This is a genomic window from Pasteurella pantherarum (genome assembly GCF_049670885.1).
GTDB lineage: Bacteria > Pseudomonadota > Gammaproteobacteria > Enterobacterales > Pasteurellaceae > Pasteurella.
This window is the reverse complement of record NZ_CP187173.1, coordinates 2177822-2202387: the sequence shown is the minus strand read 5'-3', so window position 1 is coordinate 2202387 and position 24566 is coordinate 2177822. Positions and strand designations below refer to the sequence as shown.

At 42.1% G+C, this 24566-nt stretch carries 20 protein-coding genes; 4 read left to right on the top strand and 16 right to left on the bottom strand.

The features are described 5' to 3' along the window. Positions 1–171: 171 nt before the first annotated feature. From ACPEEM_RS10365 to ACPEEM_RS10345, 5 genes are all read right to left on the bottom strand, one after another. Positions 172–1488, bottom strand: coding sequence for a restriction endonuclease subunit S (locus tag ACPEEM_RS10365; protein WP_424406930.1), 1317 nt, complete (start codon positions 1486–1488; stop codon positions 172–174). Continuing rightward, entirely contained in the window at positions 1481–3187 is a 1707-nt protein-coding gene (locus tag ACPEEM_RS10360) for a type I restriction-modification system subunit M (RefSeq protein ID WP_424406928.1), read from the bottom strand. The genes ACPEEM_RS10365 and ACPEEM_RS10360 overlap by 8 nt, the downstream gene beginning before the upstream one ends. Positions 3188–3402: 215 nt before the next feature. Beyond that, entirely contained in the window at positions 3403–3798 is a 396-nt protein-coding gene (locus ACPEEM_RS10355; protein ID WP_424402030.1) for a RidA family protein, read from the bottom strand. A gap of 72 nt (positions 3799–3870) precedes the next feature. Next, positions 3871–4449 (bottom strand): aminotransferase class IV family protein, encoded by a 579-nt coding sequence (locus ACPEEM_RS10350; protein ID WP_424405119.1) that lies wholly within the window; start codon positions 4447–4449, stop codon positions 3871–3873. Positions 4450–4455: 6 nt separating this feature from the next. Next, on the bottom strand, positions 4456–5430 hold the full coding sequence (locus ACPEEM_RS10345) for an aminodeoxychorismate synthase component I (RefSeq protein WP_424406926.1): 975 nt from the start codon (positions 5428–5430) through the stop codon (positions 4456–4458). A 108-nt stretch (positions 5431–5538) separates the two neighbouring features. Here ACPEEM_RS10345 and ACPEEM_RS10340 point away from each other — a divergent pair, with 108 nt between their 5' ends. Then, entirely contained in the window at positions 5539–6111 is a 573-nt protein-coding gene (locus tag ACPEEM_RS10340; RefSeq protein WP_424402027.1) for an anthranilate synthase component II, read from the top strand. A gap of 92 nt (positions 6112–6203) precedes the next feature. Here ACPEEM_RS10340 and tpiA read toward each other — a convergent pair whose 3' ends face one another. After that, the gene (gene tpiA, locus ACPEEM_RS10335) at positions 6204–6989 is read right to left on the bottom strand and encodes a triose-phosphate isomerase (protein WP_424402026.1); all 786 of its coding nucleotides are present in this window, start codon (positions 6987–6989) and stop codon (positions 6204–6206) included. Positions 6990–7161: 172 nt separating this feature from the next. On the opposite strand from tpiA, the gene ACPEEM_RS10330 reads away from it, so the two are divergent. Continuing rightward, entirely contained in the window at positions 7162–7602 is a 441-nt protein-coding gene (locus ACPEEM_RS10330; RefSeq protein ID WP_424402025.1) for a GNAT family N-acetyltransferase, read from the top strand. 92 nt (positions 7603–7694) lie between these two features. On the opposite strand, the gene murQ is transcribed toward ACPEEM_RS10330, so the two are convergent. From murQ to ACPEEM_RS10305, 5 genes are all read right to left on the bottom strand, one after another. Beyond that, positions 7695–8585, bottom strand: coding sequence for an N-acetylmuramic acid 6-phosphate etherase (gene murQ, locus ACPEEM_RS10325; protein ID WP_424402024.1), 891 nt, complete (start codon positions 8583–8585; stop codon positions 7695–7697). Positions 8586–8830: 245 nt separating this feature from the next. Next, positions 8831–10135, bottom strand: a complete 1305-nt coding sequence (locus ACPEEM_RS10320; RefSeq protein WP_424402023.1) for a sodium ion-translocating decarboxylase subunit beta — start codon at positions 10133–10135, stop codon at positions 8831–8833. A gap of 11 nt (positions 10136–10146) precedes the next feature. Continuing rightward, entirely contained in the window at positions 10147–11946 is a 1800-nt protein-coding gene (gene oadA, locus ACPEEM_RS10315; protein WP_424406924.1) for a sodium-extruding oxaloacetate decarboxylase subunit alpha, read from the bottom strand. 20 nt (positions 11947–11966) lie between these two features. After that, on the bottom strand, positions 11967–12218 hold the full coding sequence (locus tag ACPEEM_RS10310) for an oxaloacetate decarboxylase subunit gamma (RefSeq protein WP_424402021.1): 252 nt from the start codon (positions 12216–12218) through the stop codon (positions 11967–11969). A gap of 725 nt (positions 12219–12943) precedes the next feature. Further along, the gene (locus tag ACPEEM_RS10305; RefSeq protein ID WP_424402020.1) at positions 12944–13561 is read right to left on the bottom strand and encodes a MarC family protein; all 618 of its coding nucleotides are present in this window, start codon (positions 13559–13561) and stop codon (positions 12944–12946) included. A gap of 72 nt (positions 13562–13633) precedes the next feature. On the opposite strand from ACPEEM_RS10305, the gene ACPEEM_RS10300 reads away from it, so the two are divergent. After that, complete coding sequence (locus tag ACPEEM_RS10300) at positions 13634–15574, top strand: ABC transporter ATP-binding protein (protein ID WP_424406922.1); 1941 nt, start codon at positions 13634–13636, stop codon at positions 15572–15574. A 54-nt stretch (positions 15575–15628) separates the two neighbouring features. On the opposite strand, the gene ACPEEM_RS10295 is transcribed toward ACPEEM_RS10300, so the two are convergent. Further along, positions 15629–16219: a hypothetical protein gene (locus ACPEEM_RS10295; protein WP_424406920.1), complete on the bottom strand. Its 591-nt coding sequence runs from the start codon at positions 16217–16219 to the stop codon at positions 15629–15631. A gap of 301 nt (positions 16220–16520) precedes the next feature. Between ACPEEM_RS10295 and ACPEEM_RS10290 the strand changes: the two genes are divergently transcribed. Further along, positions 16521–17243 (top strand): MgtC/SapB family protein, encoded by a 723-nt coding sequence (locus ACPEEM_RS10290; protein WP_424402017.1) that lies wholly within the window; start codon positions 16521–16523, stop codon positions 17241–17243. A gap of 156 nt (positions 17244–17399) precedes the next feature. On the opposite strand, the gene tkt is transcribed toward ACPEEM_RS10290, so the two are convergent. The 4 genes from tkt to ACPEEM_RS10270 form a co-directional block, all read right to left on the bottom strand. Further along, complete coding sequence (gene tkt / locus ACPEEM_RS10285) at positions 17400–19403, bottom strand: transketolase (RefSeq protein ID WP_424402016.1); 2004 nt, start codon at positions 19401–19403, stop codon at positions 17400–17402. 209 nt (positions 19404–19612) lie between these two features. After that, positions 19613–22819 (bottom strand): carbamoyl-phosphate synthase large subunit, encoded by a 3207-nt coding sequence (gene carB, locus ACPEEM_RS10280; protein WP_424402015.1) that lies wholly within the window; start codon positions 22817–22819, stop codon positions 19613–19615. 139 nt (positions 22820–22958) lie between these two features. Next, a complete protein-coding gene (locus tag ACPEEM_RS10275) occupies positions 22959–23558 on the bottom strand; it encodes a DJ-1/PfpI family protein (RefSeq protein WP_424402014.1) in 600 nt (199 codons plus the stop codon). A 27-nt stretch (positions 23559–23585) separates the two neighbouring features. Further along, the gene (locus ACPEEM_RS10270; RefSeq protein WP_424404118.1) at positions 23586–24449 is read right to left on the bottom strand and encodes a PhzF family phenazine biosynthesis protein; all 864 of its coding nucleotides are present in this window, start codon (positions 24447–24449) and stop codon (positions 23586–23588) included. Positions 24450–24566 lie beyond the last annotated feature (117 nt).

Sequence of the window (24566 nt, the reverse complement as noted above, 5' to 3'; positions counted from 1 at the left end):
AAAAAGAATTTTTCGAAAGTATAAGTAGATATAAAAGCATATGCATTAATATACATTGATATTCATTGATATTCATTGATATGTAAAAAAAAACATATCTAAACATATCTTGTTAGAACAAAATATAACTACCCCAACGGGGTAGGATTATGCTTAACCTAGGGTCACTTGTTACCCTAGGTCCCCCGAAAGTAATCTCGGTAATAAACTATCTCTAATTTCTGATAATGTTTGGTTTTCTTTAGTATTTTCATCAATTTTTTTATGAAAATACTTCACTCTTTCAGAAAATTTATCGCATAACAACTTATTATCAGGGACGATAATGTCTTTAACAATAAATTCCATCCAATGTCTTCTATATTCTTGGAATTTCTGTTTATCTCTTACAGCCCAATAAACCCAATAAGTTGACAAATTAAAGCCTTTTAAAGTAATTACATTTTGATAACTTGAAAAAGGTGTTGTTGAAAGGTGGGTTACACAGGTATGATCTCCAAATATAAACATTGGATTTTCTATATCTGCTTCAAATCCTGCCACTTGGGTGTATCCCATCAGAATATTTGAACCTTGTTCAAAAACAGGAACTGAATAATCTGCACTAATATCATCTTTTTTCAATTTTTGTGGATTTTTTAATCTATCAACAACATCTCCAACCTTACAATACCCCCACCCCTTCGGCACGTCGCCCAACTCACTTTCCACCATTTCACTTGGGAAAAGTGCGGCTGTTTTTTCGAGGGTTTTGTAAGCATCGGGGTTGGTTTGTTGCATTTGAGTAAGTTCGGCGTTGGTTTTTCCAGAAATCACTTGCATAGCGGCACGCTCGGCGTCGGTGTGGGTGCCACCGTTGGCGAGGGCATCAATTTTGGCTTTGACAGGGTCGAAATCCACAAACCAGCTTTTAAAAATCGCTTGGGCGATTTGTTCGAGGGTTTGGTTGGTTTGGGTGTTGAGTTGGATTTTATTCTCAAAACTTAGTAAATATTTAGCAATTTTTTTTTGCTGTTCTAGCGTAGGTTTGTCAAATTCAAATGAAAGAATTTTACTTGGAGAAGTATGTTTTACCGTAGAACCTGTAGCTGTACTTACGACATGATGCCTATATTCTTTAGAACGCATTAAAAAATAGAGATATTCTTTATCTAATTCATCATTAATAAAGATAACTAGTCCAATTCGTTGATTATGCAACATTTGCTTATTTTGAATATTAGGAACTAACGCAGAATAACCTAAAGTATCAGCGTCTTTACTAAGATCTGTCATAGTTACAATTAAATCATCTGAATTTAAAATATAATCACTAGGAACATCTCCCGTATAAAATTTAAATTTGTCAGATTTAAATCCTCCACCAATAGCAAAGTTACCTGGAGTTAATAAGCAATTTTCATTTTCCTCAGTAGAAATAAACTCACCTTTAAAAGCAAATCCATGCTTAATAGAAATGAAGTCAGATAATTTGGATTTATTACTCATACCCCAACCCCGCTAAATTCTTTTTAATCTCGGCATTTAAGCGTTCGCCTTCTGCCATTTGTTGGTTTAAAAGTGCGGTGAGTTTTTGCATTTTTTCGGCAAAAGGTTCGCTGTCTTCTTCTTGTGCCACAGCCCCCACATAACGCCCCGGGGTTAAGATGTAGTCCTGTTTTTGAATGTCGGCAAGGGTGGCGGAATAGCAAAAGCCTGCTTCATCTTGGTAATCTTCACCATATTGCCAATTGTGGAAGGTTTGCACGATTTTTTGGCTGTCGGCTTCAGTGAAATCACGCAACACACGATCTTTCATATAGCCCAATTGACGGGCGTCGATAAATAACACTTCGCCACTGCGATTGCGTTTTTTCTTATCAAAGGACACACCGTTCTGTTTGTCTTTGCTCAGAAACCAGATACAAGCTGGGATTTGGGTATTGGTAAACAATTGCCCCGGTAAGGCGACCATACATTCCACCACATCTTCCTCAATCAGGCGTTTGCGAATTTCCCCTTCCCCACCTGTGTTGCTACTCATACTGCCGTTTGCCAATAACAATGCCATGGAACCCGTTGGGGCAAGGTGGTAGAGCATGTGCTGCATCCAAGCAAAGTTGGCATTGCCCTCAGGCGGTGTGCCATATTGCCAGCGAGCATCATTCTCTAAACTTTTATGCCACCATTCTTTTAAGTTGAAAGGTGGGTTTGCCATCACAAAATCCGCACGTAAATCAGGATGTTGATCTTCCGTGAAACTGTCGGCGTGTTTTTTGCCAAAATTAAAATCAATACCTCGAATCACCATGTTCATGGCGGCGAGTTTCCATGTGGTGGGGTTAGCTTCTTGCCCATAAATGGAAATACGGCGGCGTTGTTCATCACTGGCGTAATGTTTTTCCATAGCGTGGTTTTCAATAAATTTGTCGTTAGAGACAAAAAATCCCCCGCTGCCCATAGCAGGGTCGAACACACGCCCTTGATAAGGTTGCAACATTTCTACAATCAGGCTGACGATGCTTTTCGGGGTGTAATATTGCCCCCCTTGTTTGCCTTCGGCGAGGGCAAATTGACCGAGGAAATACTCATAAACATGCCCTAAAATATCTTTGCTTTTTAAATTGAGTTTTTCGTCTTGATGTTTAGGATCAACAAAAGAGGTGTCTGAAAATAAATCAATAAGAGCACTTACTCGCTTATCTTCTACCTGATATTGACTAATGCGGGAGAGGATATTTTTGAGTTTTGGGTTGCTTTTTTCAATGGTCTCTAAGGCAAGATCCACCAACCAAGAGACGTTACGCATTTTCACGTCTTCGCCTTTTTCATTTTGCCATAAAACATCTCCTATAGGTGTCCTTGCTTTTTCTGTTAAGGTATCCCAACGGGCGGTTTTGGGCACCCAAAATACGTTTTCTTCGGTGTAATAATCTAATTGTTCAAGCTCGTTTGCTAGGGCTTGTTGGTATTCGTCCTCACTGTCGTAAAGACTGGGGTCAAGATAATAGAGATGGTCAGGATCGGTTAATTGTTGTTGAATGCTTTGTTGGCGAGCTAAAAAGGCATCGGAGACATATTTGAGGAAAATTAAACTTAAAATGACGTGCTTATAATTGGCGGCGTCCATATTGGAACGAAGTTTATCGGCGGATTTCCATAATTTAGCGTCAAGTTCATTTAAGTATTGTTGTTCAAGAGAATTCATTTTTCTTACCATTTGATGATGAAAAGTAAGGCATTATAACGAGGAAGCACCCACAATCCAAATGACAAGGTTCACAAAATCTGAACAATCATGAGAAAATAAAAAACTTTTCCAAAAACCACCGCACTTTCCCCTAACCTGAGAAAAAAACCGAGAAAAAATAAAGGCAGGTTCAACACCTACCTTATATCACGCTGATTCGCTTAACTGGTCAATTATTTTTCACCACGCACGGCAATGGCTTCGATTTCAATGCCGACATCTTTTGGTAAACGTGCTACTTCCACACAAGAACGAGCAGGGAAATGTGGGTGATTGTTTTCTTTGAAGAAACGCTCATATTCTGCATTCACGGCGGCAAAGTCATTTAAGTCTTTTACAAATACGGTGGTTTTCACAATGTTTGCCACACGTAACCCCGCTTGTTCCACAATGGCTTTCACGTTTTCTAAAGATTGACGTGCTTGTGCCACAATATCCGTCGGCACATCACCCGTTTGCGGATTCACTGGAATTTGCCCTGAGGTAAATAGCATATTGCCTAAATCCACCGCTTGCACATAAGGACCAATTGCCGCAGGGGCGTTGTCAGTATGAATCACTTTCGTCATGAGATCGTTCTCCTTTTTGAAACATGGTTAGATAGAAAAAAGTGCTGTTATTGTACGCTGATCAAAGAAATTTTACAGTGGATTTAACGCATTAATTAGGCGAATTTCTTCAAACTTTGCCACATCTTGCAACAAAATGGGACAAGCTTGAATTTTCCCCTGTTGTAAGAGCCAAGCCCGTTGTGTACCGTAAAAAAGTGGGCTATCTGGTGTAAACCACTGCTCACCTTGACGAAAAACCAGATTGCCAATACTGCAATCCGTTACTTTGCCATGTTGAATAATCATAATTTCATCACACTGACCTTTTTGCTGTAACAGCTGATTTAAATAAGTCCGATCAGCATATTTCAAGCGGTATTCAATGTCATCACAGATGACAGGCTGAAACGTGCGGTATGTTTTGCGTTCATAGGGGAAATACTGCACATGATAATGGTGTTGATCGTAATCGACTCGACAGCGAATAATCGGGGCATGTTGGGTATGTTCAAGTGCGGTCGAAATGTCAAGAATATGAGCAAGATCATGCACTTTCGTGCTGGTGTTGCCATAAAAATGTTTTAAACTTGCCGCATAACGTTGTTGGTGCAAGTCAAGATGTTGAATTTCCCCTTTCACAATGGCAATCGTTTCAAATAAAGGAAACATATTCACTTACTCCACTGGCACATACACTTTCTGAATCAATTCTTGGTATTCTTCTTCCACATCGCTCAACATCGTAATCCCCCCACCGCTACGGAAAACATATTTTTCGCCCACTTGCTCAATAAAACGAATGGCTACCGCACTTTGTAGCGATTCTCCATCGAACAACCCGAAAATGCCCGTGTAATAACCTCGAGGCTGTTGCTCTGCAGCTTGAATAATTTGCACGGTTTTTTCTTTAGGGGCACCACTGATGGATCCTGCGGGTAACAATGTCGCTAAAATCTGACCAATACGAGCTTGCCAATTTTCCCCAAGATCCGCACGAATCTCTGAACTGGTTTGCAAAATTGCCCCTTTTTGCGTGTGAATTTTTTCCACATAACGAAAACGGGTCACCTCGACATTTTCTGCCACCGTTGCTAGATCATTCCGCATTAAATCCACAATGGTGTAATGCTCTTGGCGTTCTTTTTCTGATGCCAACAAACGTTGTTCTGCCTCTGGCAAGGTGGCATCAATGGTGCCTTTCATCGGGTAAGTGTAAATTTGATTGTGATGAATATTCACAAAACACTCAGGTGAAAAACACACAAAGTGATCACGATAATACAATTTATAAGGTGCCGTGGTGTGGTGAAACACCTGCTCCAAATTCCAATTCATCTCAATGTCGGTGGGATAGGTTAAATTTAACAAATAGGAATTGCCTTTTTGCAACGCCTCTTGCACTAACGCAAAACCATGTTGATAAGTGGCTTTTGCCATCGGAAATTGACGTAACGCAAACGGCTCGCAAGGCATTTCAGCCAGCTGATGGACATTCTGTTGACCTTGAATGGCAAAAAATAATCCTTTCTCTGCCGCTTGGGCTAACGGGCAAATAATGGGTTGATGTTGTTCAAAATCAATCAGAAAGAAAAAAGGTTGGCGTTGTTCGCCATAATGATTGGCTTGTTGAATAAAAGCTTGGAAAGACATAAGTGATCTACAATTGAAAAAATAAAGGAAAGTTTAACGGAAAATCACCCAAAAATCCGCATTTTCCTTTATACTTTGCCTCTTTCTCTACAGAACATGGCACAGGGCATGAAACGACTTCTTATCATCAACAATCAAGATTCTTTTACCTACAATTTAGTGGATCTGATCCGTCGATTAGACCAGCCTTTTGAGGTGGTTAATGTGCAAGAATTGGATCTGGACGCCGTTGCTCATTATAGCCATATTCTGATTTCCCCAGGTCCAGATGTGCCTCGTGCTTATCCACAACTGTTTGCCATGTTGGAACAATATCACCAATCAAAATCCATTTTAGGTGTGTGTTTAGGTCATCAAACCTTGTGTGAGTTTTTTGGGGGCGAGTTATACAATTTAGACAAGGTACGTCACGGTCGCATTCAACGTCTTCATGTGCGGTCAGATTCCGTGTTATTTCAAGGGCTACCTGCTGAATTTCAAATTGGTTTATATCATTCTTGGGCAATTCGTGAGCAACACTTCCCTGATTCACTCCAGATTACCGCCCATTGTCAGGAAGAGGTGGTGATGGCGTTTCAACATAAGCACCTGCCTATTTACGGGGTGCAATTTCACCCAGAATCCTTTATGACTGAACACGGTGAACAACTCTTACGCAATTGGTTGGCATATCAGGCATAAGGCTTCTTCAAGCTCATGTTGCTCCCGAGAGAATGGAATAAAAAAAGGATAAACCGAGATCGGCTTATCCTTGACTTATCACAAAATGGAAATTAGTTTTTCGCTTTTGCAGCTGCTTTTACGATAACGGCAAAGGCAGGGGCTTTTAATGAAGCACCACCGACTAATGCACCGTCGATGTCTGGTTGAGTGAATAATTCAGCCGCATTCGCATCATTAACTGAACCGCCGTATTGAATAATCACTTGATCTGCAACGGCTTGGTCTTTCTTCGCAATGTGTGAACGGATAAAGGCATGAACTGCTTGTGCTTGTGCTGGAGTTGCTGATTTGCCAGTACCGATTGCCCAAATTGGTTCGTATGCGATAACTGCACCATTAAATGCTTCTGCACCTAATGTGTTTAACACAGCATCAATTTGGCGTGCACAAACTTCTTCTGTTTTTCCGGCTTCATTTTCTGCTTCACTTTCACCAATACATAATACTGGCACTAAGCCTGCTTGTTTTAATGCCGCAAATTTTTTCGCAATAAATTCATCACTTTCATGGTGGTAAGTACGACGCTCAGAGTGACCGATAATAATATATTTCGCACCAAAATCTTTTAACATTTCAGTTGAAATATCACCCGTAAATGCACCTTGTACATTCACATCCACATTTTGTGCACCAAGTGCGATGGTTTTTCCACCACAGCTACAACCACAGTTTAATGCGGCTTCAGCTTCTGCTAAATACATCACTGGTGGTGCAATTGCGACATCACATCCTTCAACACCTGCTAGTTCCGCTTTTAAGCCTTCGATTAATTCTTTGGTAAATGCTTTGCTACCGTTTAATTTCCAGTTACCCATAACTAAAGGACGACGAGCCATAATTTTTCTCCGTATTAACTTAATAAAAAATAATCGTCTTACTATAACAAACTTTTTGGTGAGTTCTGTTGATTTTAGGCAAATTTGAAAAAATTTTTTGGGAAAAGATGATTATTTTGTGTTAAAAAGCTACAATCCACTGTATGAATGTAACAAAAAATAGGCGATTTTGATGAAGGTGAAAATTTTTAAAGCGGAATTATGGAATCTGGATCTCTTATTACCTCTGTTTGAACAATATCGCCTTTCTTGTGGCATGGGGGAAAACCCTGATCGCACCTTAGTTTTTTTAACCAATCGAATCCGTTTTAGCGAAAGTATCTTTTTCCTTGCGTTAGATAAGCAGCAACAAGCACAAGGCTTTATTCAACTTTATCCCCGCCTTTCCTCCCTACAATTACAACGCTATTGGCAACTGACTGATATTTTTGTGCAACAAAGTCCACAGCAAGCGGACATTTACGCCGCCCTGATTGAGAAAGCCAAAGAATTTGTGCGTTATACCCAAGCCACCCGTTTAGTGGTGGAACAAAACCCACAACAACAAACATGGCTAGAAGCAGAAGGCTTTAAGTTAAATCCGAAGAAAAGCATTTTTGAGCTCAGTCTGTAAATGCCATTACGGTGGTGGGGTAAAAGATGTTCAACATGCACCGCACTTGGGACTTTACCCCACTTATCGGGTGAATCAGGTGAATGCAAAGGCTATAAACGAGAAATAAAACCTTGAGCAGCCATTAAACGTTGCTGGGCTTCTTGTGCTGAAAGATTAAACAAAATCATGGCAATCGCCACTTTGCATTGTCCATTGGCTTCGACTAACGCCTGTTCGGCTTGTTGGCGATGGCATTGCGTGGCTTGCATCACAATACGTTTTTGACGTTCTACCAATTTTGCGTTGGTCGCCACCACATCCACCATTAAATTACCAAAGACTTTCCCCGTTTTAATCATCGCTCCTGTCGTCAGCATATTCAGAATCATTTTTTGTGCACTACCCGCTTTCATACGAGATGAGCCACTGATCACCTCTGGTCCCACAATCGGGGTAATAGCAATATGTGCGAGTGTCGACAACGCAGAATCAGGATTACAACTGATGCCCACGGTGACACAACCTTGCTGTTTCGCAAAGTCAAGGGCAGAAAGCACATAAGGGGTTCGCCCGCTAGCGGCAATGCCTACGATGATGTCTTTTGAGCTAATTTGTAAGGCTTGTAAATCCGCAATGCCTGCTTCTCGGTTATCTTCCGCATTTTCCACCGCACTTAAAATAGCAGGCTCCCCACCCGCAATGAGACCCACCACTTTTTCACGTGCTGTTCCAAAGGTGGGTGGGCATTCACTGGCATCTAAAATCCCTAAACGCCCCGATGTGCCTGCCCCTACATAAATCAGTCTGCCACCGTTCATCAATGCCTGAGCAATGTGATCAACCGCTTGAGCAATATCAGGCAACACTTTTTCCACTGCCAGTGCCACTTTTTGATCTTCTTGATTGATGACTTTCAACATTTCCAAGGTGGAAAGTTGATCAATATGTTCGCTGTTCGGGTTGCGGCTTTCTGTCATTAAGTCATGTAACGGGTTTTGCATAGTCTGTCCTTCATGTAAATTCATTAAACGGGATTCTAAGCCAGAATAGAAAAAAACGGGAAAAAATTGATGGAATTGGTGAGAAAGCATGATGTTTGCTTCGCAATATAAAAAATCTGCACCTTAATCCGTTGGATAGTCCTCCAACGTTTAGGGTGCAGATAATCAATCCTGTTTAGGTGCGGAGGCTTTTAAAATTGCGTCAAAAAGCACCGCACTTTATCGGCTTTGCTTGCCTTTCAAGGTTATAGCAGAGCAGAAATGTATTTCAGCATTACACCAGCCGCAATTGCTGAACCAATCACCCCTGCCACATTTGGCCCCATGGCATGCATCAGTAAGAAGTTTTGGTGATCGGATTCTAACCCAATTTTATTGGCAACACGTGCTGCCATTGGAACGGCTGAAACCCCTGCGGCACCAATGAGTGGATTGATTTTTTGACGTGAAAATTTGTTCATAAGTTTCGCCATTAACACGCCACTTGCTGTACCAATCGCAAAAGCCACCATACCTAATAATAAAATCCCTAAGGTTTGTGGATGGAGAAATTTATCCGCCACCAATTTGGATCCGACTGAAAGCCCGAGGAAAATGGTCACAATATTAATCAGCGAATTTTGTGCCGTATCACTTAAGCGATCCACCACACCACTGACACGCAATAAGTTACCGAAACAGAACATACCCAGTAACGGGGCGGCATCAGGTAATAATAATGCCACGAGGGTCACTAGCACGATAGGGAATAAAATTTTCTCACGGTTACTCACTGAACGTAATTGAACCATGCGAATTTTACGCTCTTCTTTGCTGGTTAATGCTCGCATAATAGGGGGTTGAATTAACGGTACCAACGCCATGTACGAATACGCCGCCACCGCAATCGCTCCCAATAATTCAGGTGCTAATTTGCTGGCGAGATAAATGGCGGTTGGACCATCAGCCCCACCGATAATGCCGATAGCCGCCGCTTGAGGTAACGTAAAGGTGATGATGCCTGTCCAGTTCAGCAACAATGCCCCGATAATGGTAGCAAAAATCCCAAATTGTGCGGCAGCCCCTAACAATAAGGTGCGAGGGTTAGACAACAACGGTCCAAAGTCGGTCATTGCCCCAACGCCCATAAAGATGATGAGTGGTGCCACCCCATAACCAATGGCAACTTTATAAAATAACGCCAGCACCCCAGCACTATACCCCATATCTCCCGCTAAACTTTCCAGCTCATGATGCACGGAAGGTAAGGCACTGTTTAAGGCAGTTTTGATCGCATTTGGATCAGCTAAGGTATTTAATTTGCTGGCAACGATGGCTAATTGCTCCGCATTGCCATGATGTAATAAATTGTCCAATGCGGTCATGGCAAGCCCTGCTTCGGGAATGTTGGATAACAACCCACCAAACCCGATAGGTAATAACAACAAAGGCTCAAATTTGCGAGAAATCGCCAACCAGAGTAACAACAAACTGATTGCCATCATGACCGCTTGCCCCCATTCAAGGTGCATAATGCCCATGCCTCGCAATAGTGCGTAAATACTTTCCATATTGCGTCCTCTTATGCCAATGTCATTAATGTGTCGCCCACCGCCACGGTATCACCCGCTTTTACTCGAATACCTTGCACGGTACCCGCTTGGCTAGCTCGGATTTCAGTTTCCATTTTCATGGCTTCAAGAATCAATAGCACATCGCCTTCGGCAACGTTTTGCCCTTCTGTTGCCACCACTTTCCAAATGTTACCTGACATTGGTGCAGTCACAGGGGTGCCAGCACCATTGGATACTGGTGCAGCAGGGGAAGGGGTTGCGGCAGGTGCTGGAGCTGGGGTAATTTCGCCAATTTCGCCCCCTTCACTGACTTTCACCACAAAGGCTTTGCCTTCTAGCTCAATGGTATAAACCGCAGGGCCTGAAGAGGCTGGCTGACTCGCTGGTGCGGCAGTGTTTTCACTGGCTAAGGTTGGGGCAGGTTCAAAGGCATCAGGATTGCCTCGATTTTCTAGGAATTTCCAACCAATTTGTGGGAATAATGCCACGATCAAGACATCATCAATTTCATTTTCCGCTAATTTAATGCCTTTTTCTGCTGCCTGTTGTTTAATTTCAGTAAGCAATTTATCCATTTCTGGGGCAATGTGATCAGCAGGACGATCGGTAATCGGTTGTTCGCCTTCTAGCACTCTGGCTTGTAAGTCCGCATTCACTGGGGCAGGTGTACGACCATATTCCCCTTTTAAAATCCCTGCTGTTTCTTTGGCAATGGTTTTATAACGCTCTCCCATTAACACGTTGATCACAGCTTGCGTTCCCACAATTTGTGAGGTTGGGGTTACTAATGGAATAAAGCCCAAATCTTCACGCACACGAGGAATTTCTTTTAAAACCTCATCTAATTTATCTGACGCATTTTGCTGTTTTAATTGGCTTTCAAGGTTAGTCAACATTCCGCCTGGCACTTGAGCCACTAAAATACGGCTGTCTGAACCACGAAGTTGTCCTTCAAATTTCGCATATTTTTTACGCACATCACGGAAGTAAGCGGAAATACGTTCTAATTTATGAATATCTAAGCCTGTGTCATATTGGGTGCCTTGTAATGTGGCGACCAAGGCTTCTGTGGCAGGGTGTCCATAGGTTCCACTCATAGAGGAAATGGAGGTATCAATACCATCAACGCCCGCTTCAACCGCTTTTAATAATGCCATTTCTGCCATCCCTGTGGTTCCGTGGCAATGTAAATGAAGCTGTACGTCATAGCGTTTTTTGATTTCACTGACCAGTTTATAAGCCTCTACTGGTGTTAAGATCCCTGACATATCTTTAATCACCACAGAATCCACGCCAATGTCTAACAGTTGTTCCGTTAGTTCTAACCATGTTTCTAAGTTATGCACTGGGCTGGTGGTATAACTTAATGTCCCTTGTGCATGCCCACCGTTACGTTTTACTGCTTGTAAGGCATGTTTCATATTGCGAGGGTCATTCATGGCATCAAACACACGGAAAACAGACATACCATTTTTCACGGCACGTTCTACAAAGCGATCCACCACATCGTCGGCATAATGGCGATAGCCTAATAAATTTTGCCCACGTAATAACATTTGCAATGGTGTATTTGGCATGGCTTTTTTGAGTTCACGTAAACGCACCCAAGGGTCTTCACCTAAAAAACGAATACAAGCATCAAAGGTAGCACCGCCCCATGATTCTAACGACCAATAACCAATTTGATCCAATTCATTGGCAATCGGTAACATATCATCAAGGCGTAAGCGAGTGGCAAAGAGGGATTGATGGGCATCACGTAACACCACATCAGTAATGGCAATTTTTTTAGTTTGAGTAGTAGTCATTGTGTAATCCTTTTAACGTATTATTTGAGTCCTTGTTGACGGCGGTGATGTGCAATAGCGGCGACAATCACAGGACGTAATCGTTCTAAATCAGAAAGTTCAGGTTGAGTAGTGGAAGGTGTTGGGGTGGCAACAGGTTCTGGAAAGAATCTATTAACCAAAAGTGACATGCATTTGATGGCATAAATCAGAATCAGTAAGAAAAGCATTACAAATCCGACGCCAGCAAACATCAGGTTAATGCCTTCTTGCAGAAGTTCTGCGTTTGTCATTTCGCACTCCTTATTTGAAAGAATGATGTTGTGAATAATACTTGCTTTCTTGCTGTCAAGAGAGGAATTAATTCACCACACCAGCCAAGTGCCTGTGATTAACCCTCGCTTTAGGCAATATTTCATTATTGCTTATTCTAGTTTTTTAAAAGCCGTTTTACCGCTTTATGGAATAAGCAGTATAACGATTTATACCCTATGATAATAGCTTATTTTATGCTTTCAATCAGGTTTTACATGGTGGTTAGATATTTTTAATTTTTAATGATGGATTTTGTGATTTGATTCACAACTCTCAAAAAATCTGGCTGACAAGCGGATAAATATTGTTTAATTTATTCTTTTGAAATGAAAAAGTTGATGACAAACAAGACCCGTCGCCTATCCCGCCAGCCTTATTCTGTGGCAAAACCGCATAAATACCATTTCCCCTCCCAACGCCTAAGCAAAAACTAAGCAAAACACAACATTCATGTTCCCGTTTATTGGGAAAATGAGAGAAAAAGTGCGGTAGGTTTTAGAAAAGTTTTGCCATGCCTGATGGGCGATTGTCATTCGTGCACGAAAAGAGAGAGGCATAACGAAATCGGCAAGAAAGCGAAAAGTTGGAGAAGGAAATTAGGGTAAAAAAACCGAACAAGCAGGCATAAAAAAATGTAGCAAACATTTGCTACATTTCTTCTTTTGGCGTTTTTTCTTTTCACTTTTTTCTTCTCGATTTTCGTCTAGACAACCTGAGTGAAAAAATCCCGAATACCGACTAACATATTGTTGATGGCAACTGCCGCAAGAATCAATCCCATTACTCGACTAATCACCGCCGCCCCTGTGTTACCAATTAAACGTTGAATACGATTTGCCATTAAAAACAACAAATAGGTAATAAATAAAATAGACAGCATGATAAACGTGGTGATCACTTGATCAAAAAAGCTAAAGCGATGGTTATCCGTTAACAATACAATCGCCATCATTGCCCCGGGTGATGCAATGGAAGGCACCGCAAGGGGGTAAACCGCCAGTTCACTTAAACTGGAAGACATTCTCATTTCATTTTCAGGTTTACCTTCACCAAAAATCATTGTTAATGCAAATAATAACAGCACCAATCCCCCTGCAATTTGAAAGGCGGTTAAGGGAATTTGCATCGCTTCCAACAGTCCTTGGCCTAAAATCAGAAAGAACATTAAAATCCCCGTTGCAATAATCACGGCTTTTAAGGCAATTTTACGTCTGTCTTCCACAGATAAGCCGACGGTTTTTGTTAAGTAAACCGGGACCGAACCAATCGGATCGATAACAGCCCATAACACCACAAACTGCACGATGAGTGAATCAAACATTGGCAACTCCGATAAAAAAGTAGAGAATAGCTCATTCTATAATAAAAACAGCAAGAGAAATACTGACAAACCATGCTTTTTTTCACAAATTTAACCTTAAAACGTGGGCAATCTTTGTTGCTCGACAATGCCTCTGCCGCCATCAATCCAGGTCAAAAAGTGGGTCTTGTGGGCAAAAATGGCTGCGGAAAATCTTCCTTATTAGCCTTATTAAAACAAGAAATCAGTGCCGAAGGGGGCGATGTCAATTTTCCTGCCAATTGGTCGCTGTCTTGGGTGAATCAGGAAACTCCCGCATTGGAGACAGCAGCACTGGATTATGTGATTGAAGGCGATCGAGAATATTGTCGTTTACAACAGGCGTTAGAAAAAGCCAATGCACAAGGCGATGGCAATCAAATTGCCCATTTACATGCCCAGCTCGACGCCATTGATGCTTGGACAATCCAATCTCGTGCTGCCTCACTGTTGCATGGGTTAGGCTTTAGTCAAGAAGAACTCACACAGCCCGTCAAATCCTTTTCAGGGGGCTGGCGTATGCGTTTAAATCTGGCACAAGCATTGCTTTGTCCTTCCGATTTATTGCTACTTGATGAACCGACCAACCATTTGGATCTCGACACCGTGATGTGGCTTGAGCGTTGGCTCGTCCAATACAAAGGCACCTTAGTGCTGATTTCTCACGACCGTGATTTCCTCGATCCCATTGTGAATAAAATTCTGCATATTGAACACCAAAAGCTGAATGAATACACAGGCGATTATTCCTCTTTTGAGGTGCAACGTGCGACAAAATTAGCCCAACAAACCGCACTTTATCGCCAGCAACAACAAAAAGTGGCACACCTACAAAAATATATCGATCGTTTTAAAGCCAAAGCAACCAAAGCCAAACAAGCACAAAGCCGAATGAAAGCCCTTGAACGGATGGAGCTTATCGCCCCCGCTTATGTGGATAATCCTTTCCATTTTCAATTTCGTGATCCTATTTCTTTGCCCAATCCGCTACTTTCTATGGAACAGGTGAGTGCAGGTTATCCTGCCGTGGACGGGAAAAGTGCGGTAGAAATTTTAGAAAAAATCAAATTGAACCTTGTGCCAGGATCTCGCATTGGCTTATTGGGTAAAAACGGGGCAGGTAAATCCACCTTGATCAAATTATTGGCAGGGGAATTGCCCCCTTTATTTGGTACGGTGCAATTAGCCAAAGGGGTGCAACTGGGTTATTTTGCCCAACATCAACTCGACACCTTACGTGCGGAAGAAAGCCCCTTATGGCACTTACAAAAAATTGCTCCACAGCAAACGGAACAACAACTGCGTGATTACCTCGGTGGGTTTGCCTTTAAAGGGGATAAAGTCAATGAAGCGGTAAAATCCTTCTCTGGCGGAGAAAAAGCCCGTTTGGTGTTAGCCTTAATTGTGTGGCAACGCCCGAATTTATTGTTACTTGATGAACCAACCAACCATTTAGATTTAGATATGCGACAAGCCTTAACGGAAGCCTTAGTGGATTATCAAGGCTCATTGGTGGTGGTGTCGCACGATCGCCATTTGCTACGCAATACGGTGGAAGAATTTTATTTAGTACATGATAAAAAAGTGGAACCTTTTTCAGGGGATTTGGAGGATTATCAAAAATGGTTGAATGAAATAAACCGTGCACCTGAAGTCAAAACGTCAAATACTTCCCCAACCACAGCAGACAACAGCAGTGCCAATCGGAAAGAACAAAAACGCCGTGAAGCCGAATTACGTCAACAAACCGCCCCACTTCGCAAAAAATTACAACAATGCGAAACCCAAATGGAGGCACTTTCACAACAACTTGCCCACATTGAACACCAACTGGGCGATAGTGAATTATATTTAGCGGAAAATAAAGACAAAATGACCGCACTTTTAAGCGAACAAGTGAAAATCAAAAAACAACTTGAAGAGGTGGAAATGACGTGGCTGAGTGTGCAAGAAGACTTGGAATGCCTCACTCAAGCCTTTTCTCAAGATGCGTAACCTTGTAATCAACCGCCGTCCAGAAGGGCAACCTTTCTGGACGTTTTCATCACATTAAATCAAAATTTCGCCCTGTTCCTCAGTATGATGAGCAGGCATTTCTTGCATTTTTGCTTCTTGCTGGTGTCGCTCAAAGGTATAGAGCATGAGGGGATAGAAAAGCACATTGTAAACAATCAATTTCCAGATAAGCTCCCAAAGCTGTGTAATTTTTTGGGCACGCAAGGCGGTTAAATAATATTCGACCTGCTCATCAAAAAGATTTTGGTAACACAGGGAATTTTTCACGCACATTTTCTTAATATAGTCTTTGCCATCAAGGGTAATAAATTGCAACTCATCAAGCTGATACTCGCCTTCTGCAGGCAAGCCACAATGTGCTTGATAACAATGGTGATTACGCTGTTTGACCGTTATATATTTATTCAGTTTACCGTAAACACGCTGTTGTCTAATTTCTACCGTAATATGATGGTAAGAGGCATATTTCATGTTTGCATCATTGAAAAAAACAAAATGCCCATCGATCAAACTAAAAAAAATGACGGTTGCCAATTCCAATGCCCAAAACAGATAACATTTTTTGCGATGTTGGTATGCTAAACGCATGAAAGTATGTGTAAAAGCAAAGAGTTTATCAGGCATAAGTGCGGTGGTTTTTTGCTAAGTTTTGTTGGCATGAAATAGACAAAATAGTAAAGAAAAATGGGCGAAAATTCAAGCTGTTCAAGGCACGTTTCCACATCAAGCCAACCGTTCAAAGATGTCTGTTTTTTGTCTCAAGCTGGTTTAAAAAACACATGGCATAACCCCTCAATCTTGAACATAAATCAGAAAAACGATGTTCATGTTTCAGGTAAAAAATATATTTTCACTTAGCTATGGAGGTCTCAAGGTTAGCTTGCTACAATGATCGGAGTTGTGGTTATTTTTAATTCGATGGTCTATGAAATCTCCCTTAGAACTTTTTAATCTTTTGCTTGCCTCTGCACATTTTTCTATTCTCGCTAAAATGTTCATGGCAATGGTACTCGGTGGTGTCATTGGTTTCGAGCGTGAGCTGAAACGTAAACCCGTAGGGGTGAAAACCTGTGTGATTATTGCTATCACCACTTGTGTGTTGACGATTGTCTCTATTCAAGCGGCAGAACATTATGCACAAGTCTCCGAAAATATTCGAACCGATCCAATGCGTTTAGCCGCACAGGTGATTAGTGGTATTGGTTTTTTAGGGGCGGGGGTGATTTTGCGTAAAAGCAATGATGCCATTTCTGGCTTAACCACTGCCGCCATTATTTGGGCAGCCGCAGGCATTGGTATTGCGACGGGGGCTGGCTTTTTCTTTGATGCTATCATCGCCACAATGATGATTTTAATTGCTGTACGTTTAAGCCCGATTGTGCAAAGCTTGGTTCGTCGTCAAGAGAGAATCCGCAAAACAAAACTGACCATTCAGTTGAATACCCCTCATGCCATTGGGAAAGTCACCGATATTTTAATTAACAATAATTATCTTGTTGATAGCCTCAATGTGCGAGATTTACCGAATAGTCATGATGTCCGTTTAAATATTCGTTGTTTAATCACGGACAAAACCACCATGCTACAAAACATTTATTTGCTATTAAAAAATGAACCCGAAGTGGTCAGTGTGGATTTGGGGGGATAACCGTCCGACAACATTCCGACAACATAAAGTGCGGTCGATTTTCAAAACGTTTTCGCCCCACCTTTTGATTGGCTAGACTGACAAAAAAGCAAAGATAAAAAAACAGCACGTTAACGCCTTTGGCTAACGTGCTGTTTTGTTTAATGCCTTTTCAAATTAAAGGATTTCTTTGGCTTTTGCCACCACATTTTCAACGGTGAAACCGAAGAGTTTGAATAATTGATCTGCTGGTGCGGACTCGCCAAAGGTGGTCATGCCCACAATACGTCCACCAAAGCCGACATATTTGTACCAGAAATCTGCAATTCCTGCTTCAATGGCAACACGTTTAGTGACATGGCTCGGTAATACGCTTTCACGGTATGCTGCATCTTGTTTATCAAATACGTTGGTACTTGGCATAGAAACCACACGCACGTTTACCCCTTCTGCCGATAAAACGTCTGCCGCTTTCATGGCTAATTCGACTTCAGAGCCTGTTGCGATGAAGATTAAATCTGGCTGATCTGGGTTTTCGCTATGACGTAGCACATAACCACCACGAGCCACATCCGCTAATTGTGCAGAAGTGCGGTTCATTTGTGCAAGATTTTGACGGGTGAAAATTAACGCACTTGGGCCTTCTTTACGCTCCACGGCGGCTTTCCATGCAACTGCCGATTCCACTTGATCGCACGGACGCCAAGTTTCTAAATTCGGAATTAAACGTAATGCGGCAGTTTGTTCCACAGGTTGATGGGTTGGACCATCTTCACCTAGCCCAATAGAATCGTGGGTGTAAACGAATAATGCACGTTGTTTCATTAATGCAGCCATACGCACCGCATTGTGTGCATATTCCATGAACATTAAGAATGTCGCCCCGTAAGGAATAAATCCACCATGTAAGGCAATACCGTTCATAATGGCTGACATACCAAATTCACGCACACCATAATTTAAGTAGTTACCATCTGCATTTTCCACCGCACGGATAGGTTTTGAACCAGACCATAAGGTTAAGTTAGAGCTGGCTAAATCCGCCGATCCTCCTAAAAATTCAGGCAATAATTTTGCATACGCTTCAATCGCATTTTGCGAGGCTTTACGGCTAGCAATGCTGGCTGGATTGGCTTGTAATTGTTCAATAAAGGCTTGTGATTCTGTTGCCCAGTTTGCTGGTAATTCAGCATTTACACGACGGGTAAATTCTGCCGCTAATTCAGGATAGGCTTTTGCATAAGCTGCAAATTTTTCTTCCCATGCGGTTTCTGCCGCTTGACCTTTAGCTTTTGCATCCCACTGTGCATAAATATCTGCGGGAATTTCAAACGGGGCATAATGCCAATTTAGGGCTTGACGTGTTAAGGCAATTTCTTCATCACCTAATGGGGCACCGTGGCAATCGTGTGAATTGGATTTGTTTGGTGAGCCAAACCCAATGATTGTTTTACAAATAATTAACGTTGGTTTGTTTTTCTCGGCTTGAGCTTGTTTGATCGCATCAAGGATTTGCTCTGGGTTGTGACCATCAATTGCAGGTACGACATGCCAGCCATAGGCTTCGAAACGTTTTTGTGTATCATCGGTAAACCAACCATCAACATGACCATCAATGGAAATATTATTATCGTCATAAAAGGCAATTAATTTGCCTAAACCTAATGTTCCCGCTAAAGAACAGGCTTCATGTGAAATCCCTTCCATTAAACAACCATCGCCTAAAAATGCGTAGGTATAGTGATCCACAATGTCGTGTCCTGGACGATTAAATTGATGTGCAAGGGTTTTTTCTGCAATGGCAAAGCCCACGGCATTCGTAATCCCTTGACCTAACGGCCCTGTGGTGGTTTCTACACCAGGTGCATAACCATATTCTGGGTGTCCTGGTGTTTTTGAATGTAATTGACGAAATTGTTTTAAATCGTCAATGGATAAATCATATCCCGTTAAATGTAATAAGCTATAAATCAACATGGAGCCATGACCATTGGATAAAATAAAACGATCTCGGTCGACCCATTTTGGATTGGTTGGATTATGTTTCAAAAAATCACGCCATAATACCTCAGCAATGTCCGCCATGCCCATTGGGGCACCAGGATGCCCTGATTTTGCTTTTTGTACTGCATCCATACTTAAAAAGCGGATCGCATTTGCCAGTTCTTTACGTGTTGCCATAAGAATTACTCCTAATTGATTAAGCTTTTAAATTTGAGCGGTATTCTACTCTATTTTATATTTGACAGATATGGGATCTCTGCCTTTTATTTCGCTTGTGCTGTCGCATTGATTGTACGAGATAAACGCCTATCCTAAAACGGAATGCCTAAAATAGGCAATAAAAAATGCAGATCCCCTGATCTGCACTTTTCTTTAATAACACCAGATTATGCCAAGCTTTGATGCAAATCTTGCACAGAATACACATCGAAATGATCAAGATAGGCTAAACTGCCCACCAGTGCTTCAGCCCCTGCCAAGGTGGTTTGTAGCATCACTTTTTGTTGTAATGCACTGCGACGAATCGCATGCCCGTCTGTCACACTTTCTGCCAATCCACTGACGGAGTTAATCACCATGGCAATTTCCCCATTTTTGATCGCATCCACGATATTTGGGCGGCCTTCACGTACTTTTTTAATGGTTTGTACCGCCAGTCCGTGTTGACACAAGAATTTTGCCGTCCCTAACGTAGCACATAAGCCATAACCAGACTCTTGCAGTTTTCTTGCGATAGGCAGTAAACGTGACTTATCACCATCATTGACAGACAAAAAGACCTTGCCCGTTTTTGAGATACGCTCGCCCGCACCCAATTGGGCTTTTAAGAAGGCTTCCGCAAAGGTTTTCCCTACACCCATCACCTCACCTGTTGAACGCATTTCAGGGCCTAACACCGTATCAACGCCCGGGAATTTGATGAACGGGAAGACCGCCTCTTTCACCGAATAAAACGGTGGAATCACTTCACCTTGAATGCCTTGTGCTTTCAGGCTTTCCCCCGCCATCACACGTGCAGCAATTTTCGCTAATGGACGCCCTGTCGCTTTGCTCACAAACGGCACGGTACGGCTTGCACGAGGGTTCACTTCTAACACATAAATCACCCCGTCTTGCACCGCAAATTGCACATTCATTAAGCCTTTCACCCCTAAGGCAAATGCCATTTCCGCCGTTTGACGACGAATTTCATCTTGCACCTCTTGGCTTAAGGAATAAGGCGGTAATGAACATGCTGAATCCCCACTGTGAATCCCTGCTTGTTCAATATGTTGCATAATGCCGCCGATCACCACATCTTCACCATCGCAAATGCAATCCACATCCACTTCAATGGCATTATTTAAGAAGTGATCTAATAAAATCGGGCTGTCATTCGATACCGAAACTGCCTCACGCATATAACGGTTTAACTCCTCCACGTTATACACAATCTGCATCGCACGGCCGCCTAAAACATAAGAAGGACGAACCACTAACGGATACCCCACTTCTTCTGCCAATTTCACGGCTTCTTCTGCATTGCGTGCTGTACGGTTGGTAGGTTGTTTTAAATGTAATTGATGCAGAATTTTTTGGAAACGTTCACGATCTTCTGCAGCATCAATGCTGTCTGCGGAGGTACCAATAATGTTCACCCCGTTGGCATGTAAATCATTAGCGAGTTTCAATGGTGTTTGCCCACCATAATGCACAATCACGCCATACGGTTTTTCCACATGAATAATCTCAAGCACATCTTCCAATGTTAATGGCTCAAAATATAGACGATCAGAGGTATCAAAATCCGTTGAAACGGTTTCTGGGTTACAGTTCACCATAATGGTTTCAAAACCTGCTTCACGCAAGGCAAGCGAAGCATGCACACAGCAATAATCGAACTCAATCCCCTGACCAATACGGTTCGGACCGCCCCCTAAGATCATGATTTTTTTCTTATCTGATGGACGGCTTTCACATTCTTCTTCATAGGTAGAATATAAATACGCCGTATCTGATGTAAATTCCCCTGCACAGGTATCCACCCGTTTATAAACAGGATGTAAATTAACAGAAAAACGTTTATTTCGTACCGCACTTTCTTCAGATTTGGTTAATTGTGCAATACGTTTATCGGAAAAGCCTTTACGTTTTAAACGACGAAGTTCTGCATAATCCAATTCATCTAAGGTGCGTTTTTCAAGTGCTAATTCTTCTAACACCAAATCTTGAATCTGAATTAAGAACCAAGGATCGATTTTACTGTAATGATGCACTTCATCTAAGGTAAAGCCTGCCCCAAATGCATCTGCCACATATAAAATACGAGTCGGACCAGGATTACCTAATTCTTGACGGATTTTTTCCAACTCTTCCGACATTAAATTAAAGCCACAAATGCCCGTTTCTAAACCACGCAAGGCTTTTTGTAACGACTCTTGGAACGTCCGCCCCATTGCCATCACTTCCCCCACCGATTTCATTTGTGTGGTTAAACGATCATCCGCTTGTGGGAATTTTTCAAAGGCAAAACGTGGCACTTTCGTCACCACATAGTCAATTGATGGCTCAAAGGAGGCTGGAATTAATCCGCCCGTAATATCATTACGGAGTTCATTTAAGGTATAACCCACCGCTAATTTTGCCGCCACTTTCGCAATTGGGAAACCCGTTGCTTTAGATGCCAACGCAGAAGAACGGCTGACACGAGGGTTCATTTCAATGACGATCATTTCGCCATTTTCAGGGTTAATTGCAAATTGCACGTTAGAACCGCCCGTATCCACACCAATTTCACGCAATACCGCAAGGCTCGCATTACGCATAATTTGATATTCTTTATCGGTTAAGGTTTGTGCCGGTGCTACGGTAATTGAATCTCCCGTATGCACGCCCATTGGGTCAAAATTCTCAATGGAACACACAATAATGCAGTTATCTGCTTTATCACGCACCACTTCCATTTCATATTCTTTCCAACCTAATACGGACTGCTCGATCAAGAGTTCATGGGTGGGTGAAGCATCAAAGCCACGTTCACAAATAGCCTGAAACTCATCTTTATTATAGGCAATACCACCGCCCGATCCGCCCATCGTAAAAGACGGACGAATTAATGTTGGAAAACCGACTTCTGCTTGTGCCGCCCAAGCTTCTTCAAAGGTATGACAAACAAAAGATTTTGGCGTGTTTAAGCCAATTTTTTCCATCGCTTCTTTAAAACGCCCCCGATCTTCGGCTTTATCAATGGCATCTTCTGTCGCCCCAATCAGCTCCACATTGTATTTTTTCAACACCCCGTTTTTCGACAAATCTAACGCACAGTTCAACGCAGTCTGCCCGCCCATTGTCGGCAAAATCGCATCTGGGCGTTCTTTTTCGATGATTTTCTCAACAGTTTGCCACTCAATCGGTTCAATATAGGTCACATCCGCCATATTCGGATCTGTCATAATAGTGGCGGGGTTAGAGTTGACTAACACCACTTTATAACCTTCCTCACGCAAGGCTTTCACCGCCTGAGCACCCGAGTAGTCAAATTCACACGCCTGCCCAATCACAATCGGACCAGCTCCAATAATCAAAATAGTTTTTATATCTGTACGTTTTGGCATTTTTGTTCTCTCTCTGTAAAACGATTAAAAATTTAACCGCACTTTTGTTTAGCTTGAATCACGTCAGGCTTATGCCTGTGACTTTAAATTTGCTATACGCTATCAATGCAATACAACGCCTTTCATTCGGTGACAATATTCATTGCTCAGCATATAACGTGGCAAAATCATCTTTATTCGGATCTGCATTCCAAACGTATTCTGTCTGATTGGCGATCTGATACACAAGCTCTTCACCGAACTGATCACAAATAAAACCTAAGGTCATATCCATTCCTGCGGACACACCCGATGAAGTATAAAACTTGCCTTCTCTTACCCAACGAGCAACGGCTTTCCACTTCACATGTGGATTTATTTGACGAACCCATTCAAATGCTAATTTATTGGATGTTGCCCATTTTCCATCTAGCTGTTTCGTAGCAGCCAATAAAGCGGAGCCTGTACAAACACTCAGACAAAACTCAGCCTTATCCACAAGTTGGGTTAACCAAGTTAAAAATGGTATATCTTTGACTAACTGACGTGTACCTTGTCCACCAGGAATCAGCAATATACTCTTTTCTGGTAAACATGTGATAGAAGTGGTCTCTATTTTAAAACCTTGACGGCTTTTAATCAGTCCACCTTGTTTAGAAATATAATGAAGCTGTACTTTAGGCACTCGGAACAGAAACTCAATCGGTCCCATTAAGTCTAGCGTTTCGTAATCATCAAATAATAAGCAATAAATATTCATTTTTCGAGTTTCTTTCTGTACAGACGCTTAACCATTTCCTTGACTTGCCTCACCACTCGGCACAAAAAACTCGCCCTTTCCTACTGCTATCACGTTACCGCCTACATAAATGGTTTGCGATTCATCAACGCTGAGTGTTAAACGGTTTGGACGTTGGATTTCATCGCCTTGGACAATTGTCCAATTAAGTGGTGTTAAGCCATTTTTGATGCATAATCCCCCTAAATTTGCAGCAGCGGATCCTGTGCCGGGGTCTTCCACCACCGCCCCATTTGAGCCAAAAAATAACCGCACTTTGGCTTGATGATGTGCTTCAAACCAAACATATAATGCCGATTGTTGAACCAGTTGATGAAAAAGTGCGGTGTCAATTTGGCAAGTTTTAATCGCCGAAGCAGAATGAAGTTGGATAAGCAATTGCTGACTTCCCGTATTAACCCAAGCGATTTGAGCAATGTCCGCAAGTTGCAACCCCAATAATTTTGCATATAAAAGGGGATCATCCTTGATAGGATTAACCTGAATATCCGTATTCAACCCCAGAAGAATCTGATGTTGTTGATGATAAATCTCAACAAGCTTTGCATTTGTTTGCAGTTGATAATGTTCGGGTAAATTCAATTGGCGGTGTAGCACAAAAGCCGCCCCAAGCGTAGGGTGACCCGCAAAAGGTAATTCATAATCAGGGGTAAAAATGCGTAATTTTTTAACCGCACTTGCTTGCTCGGCTTGCTGTACAAAGACCACTTCAGACAAATTAAATTGTCGTGCTATCAGTTGCATTTGTTGATCCGTTAAGCCATCTGCCTGTGGAAAAACAGCCAACGGATTGCCGCCAAAATGGCTTTCAGCAAAAACATTGACAAGTTGATAGGCATAAGCTGTTAACATCATTGAGCCTCGAATTTCTGATGTAAAGTGCGGTGATGATTCGATAAAGGTGGCGTAGATGAATTGCTTTTTGTCTTCTTCTACGCACATGTCATTTTTTATTCATGATGTGATAAG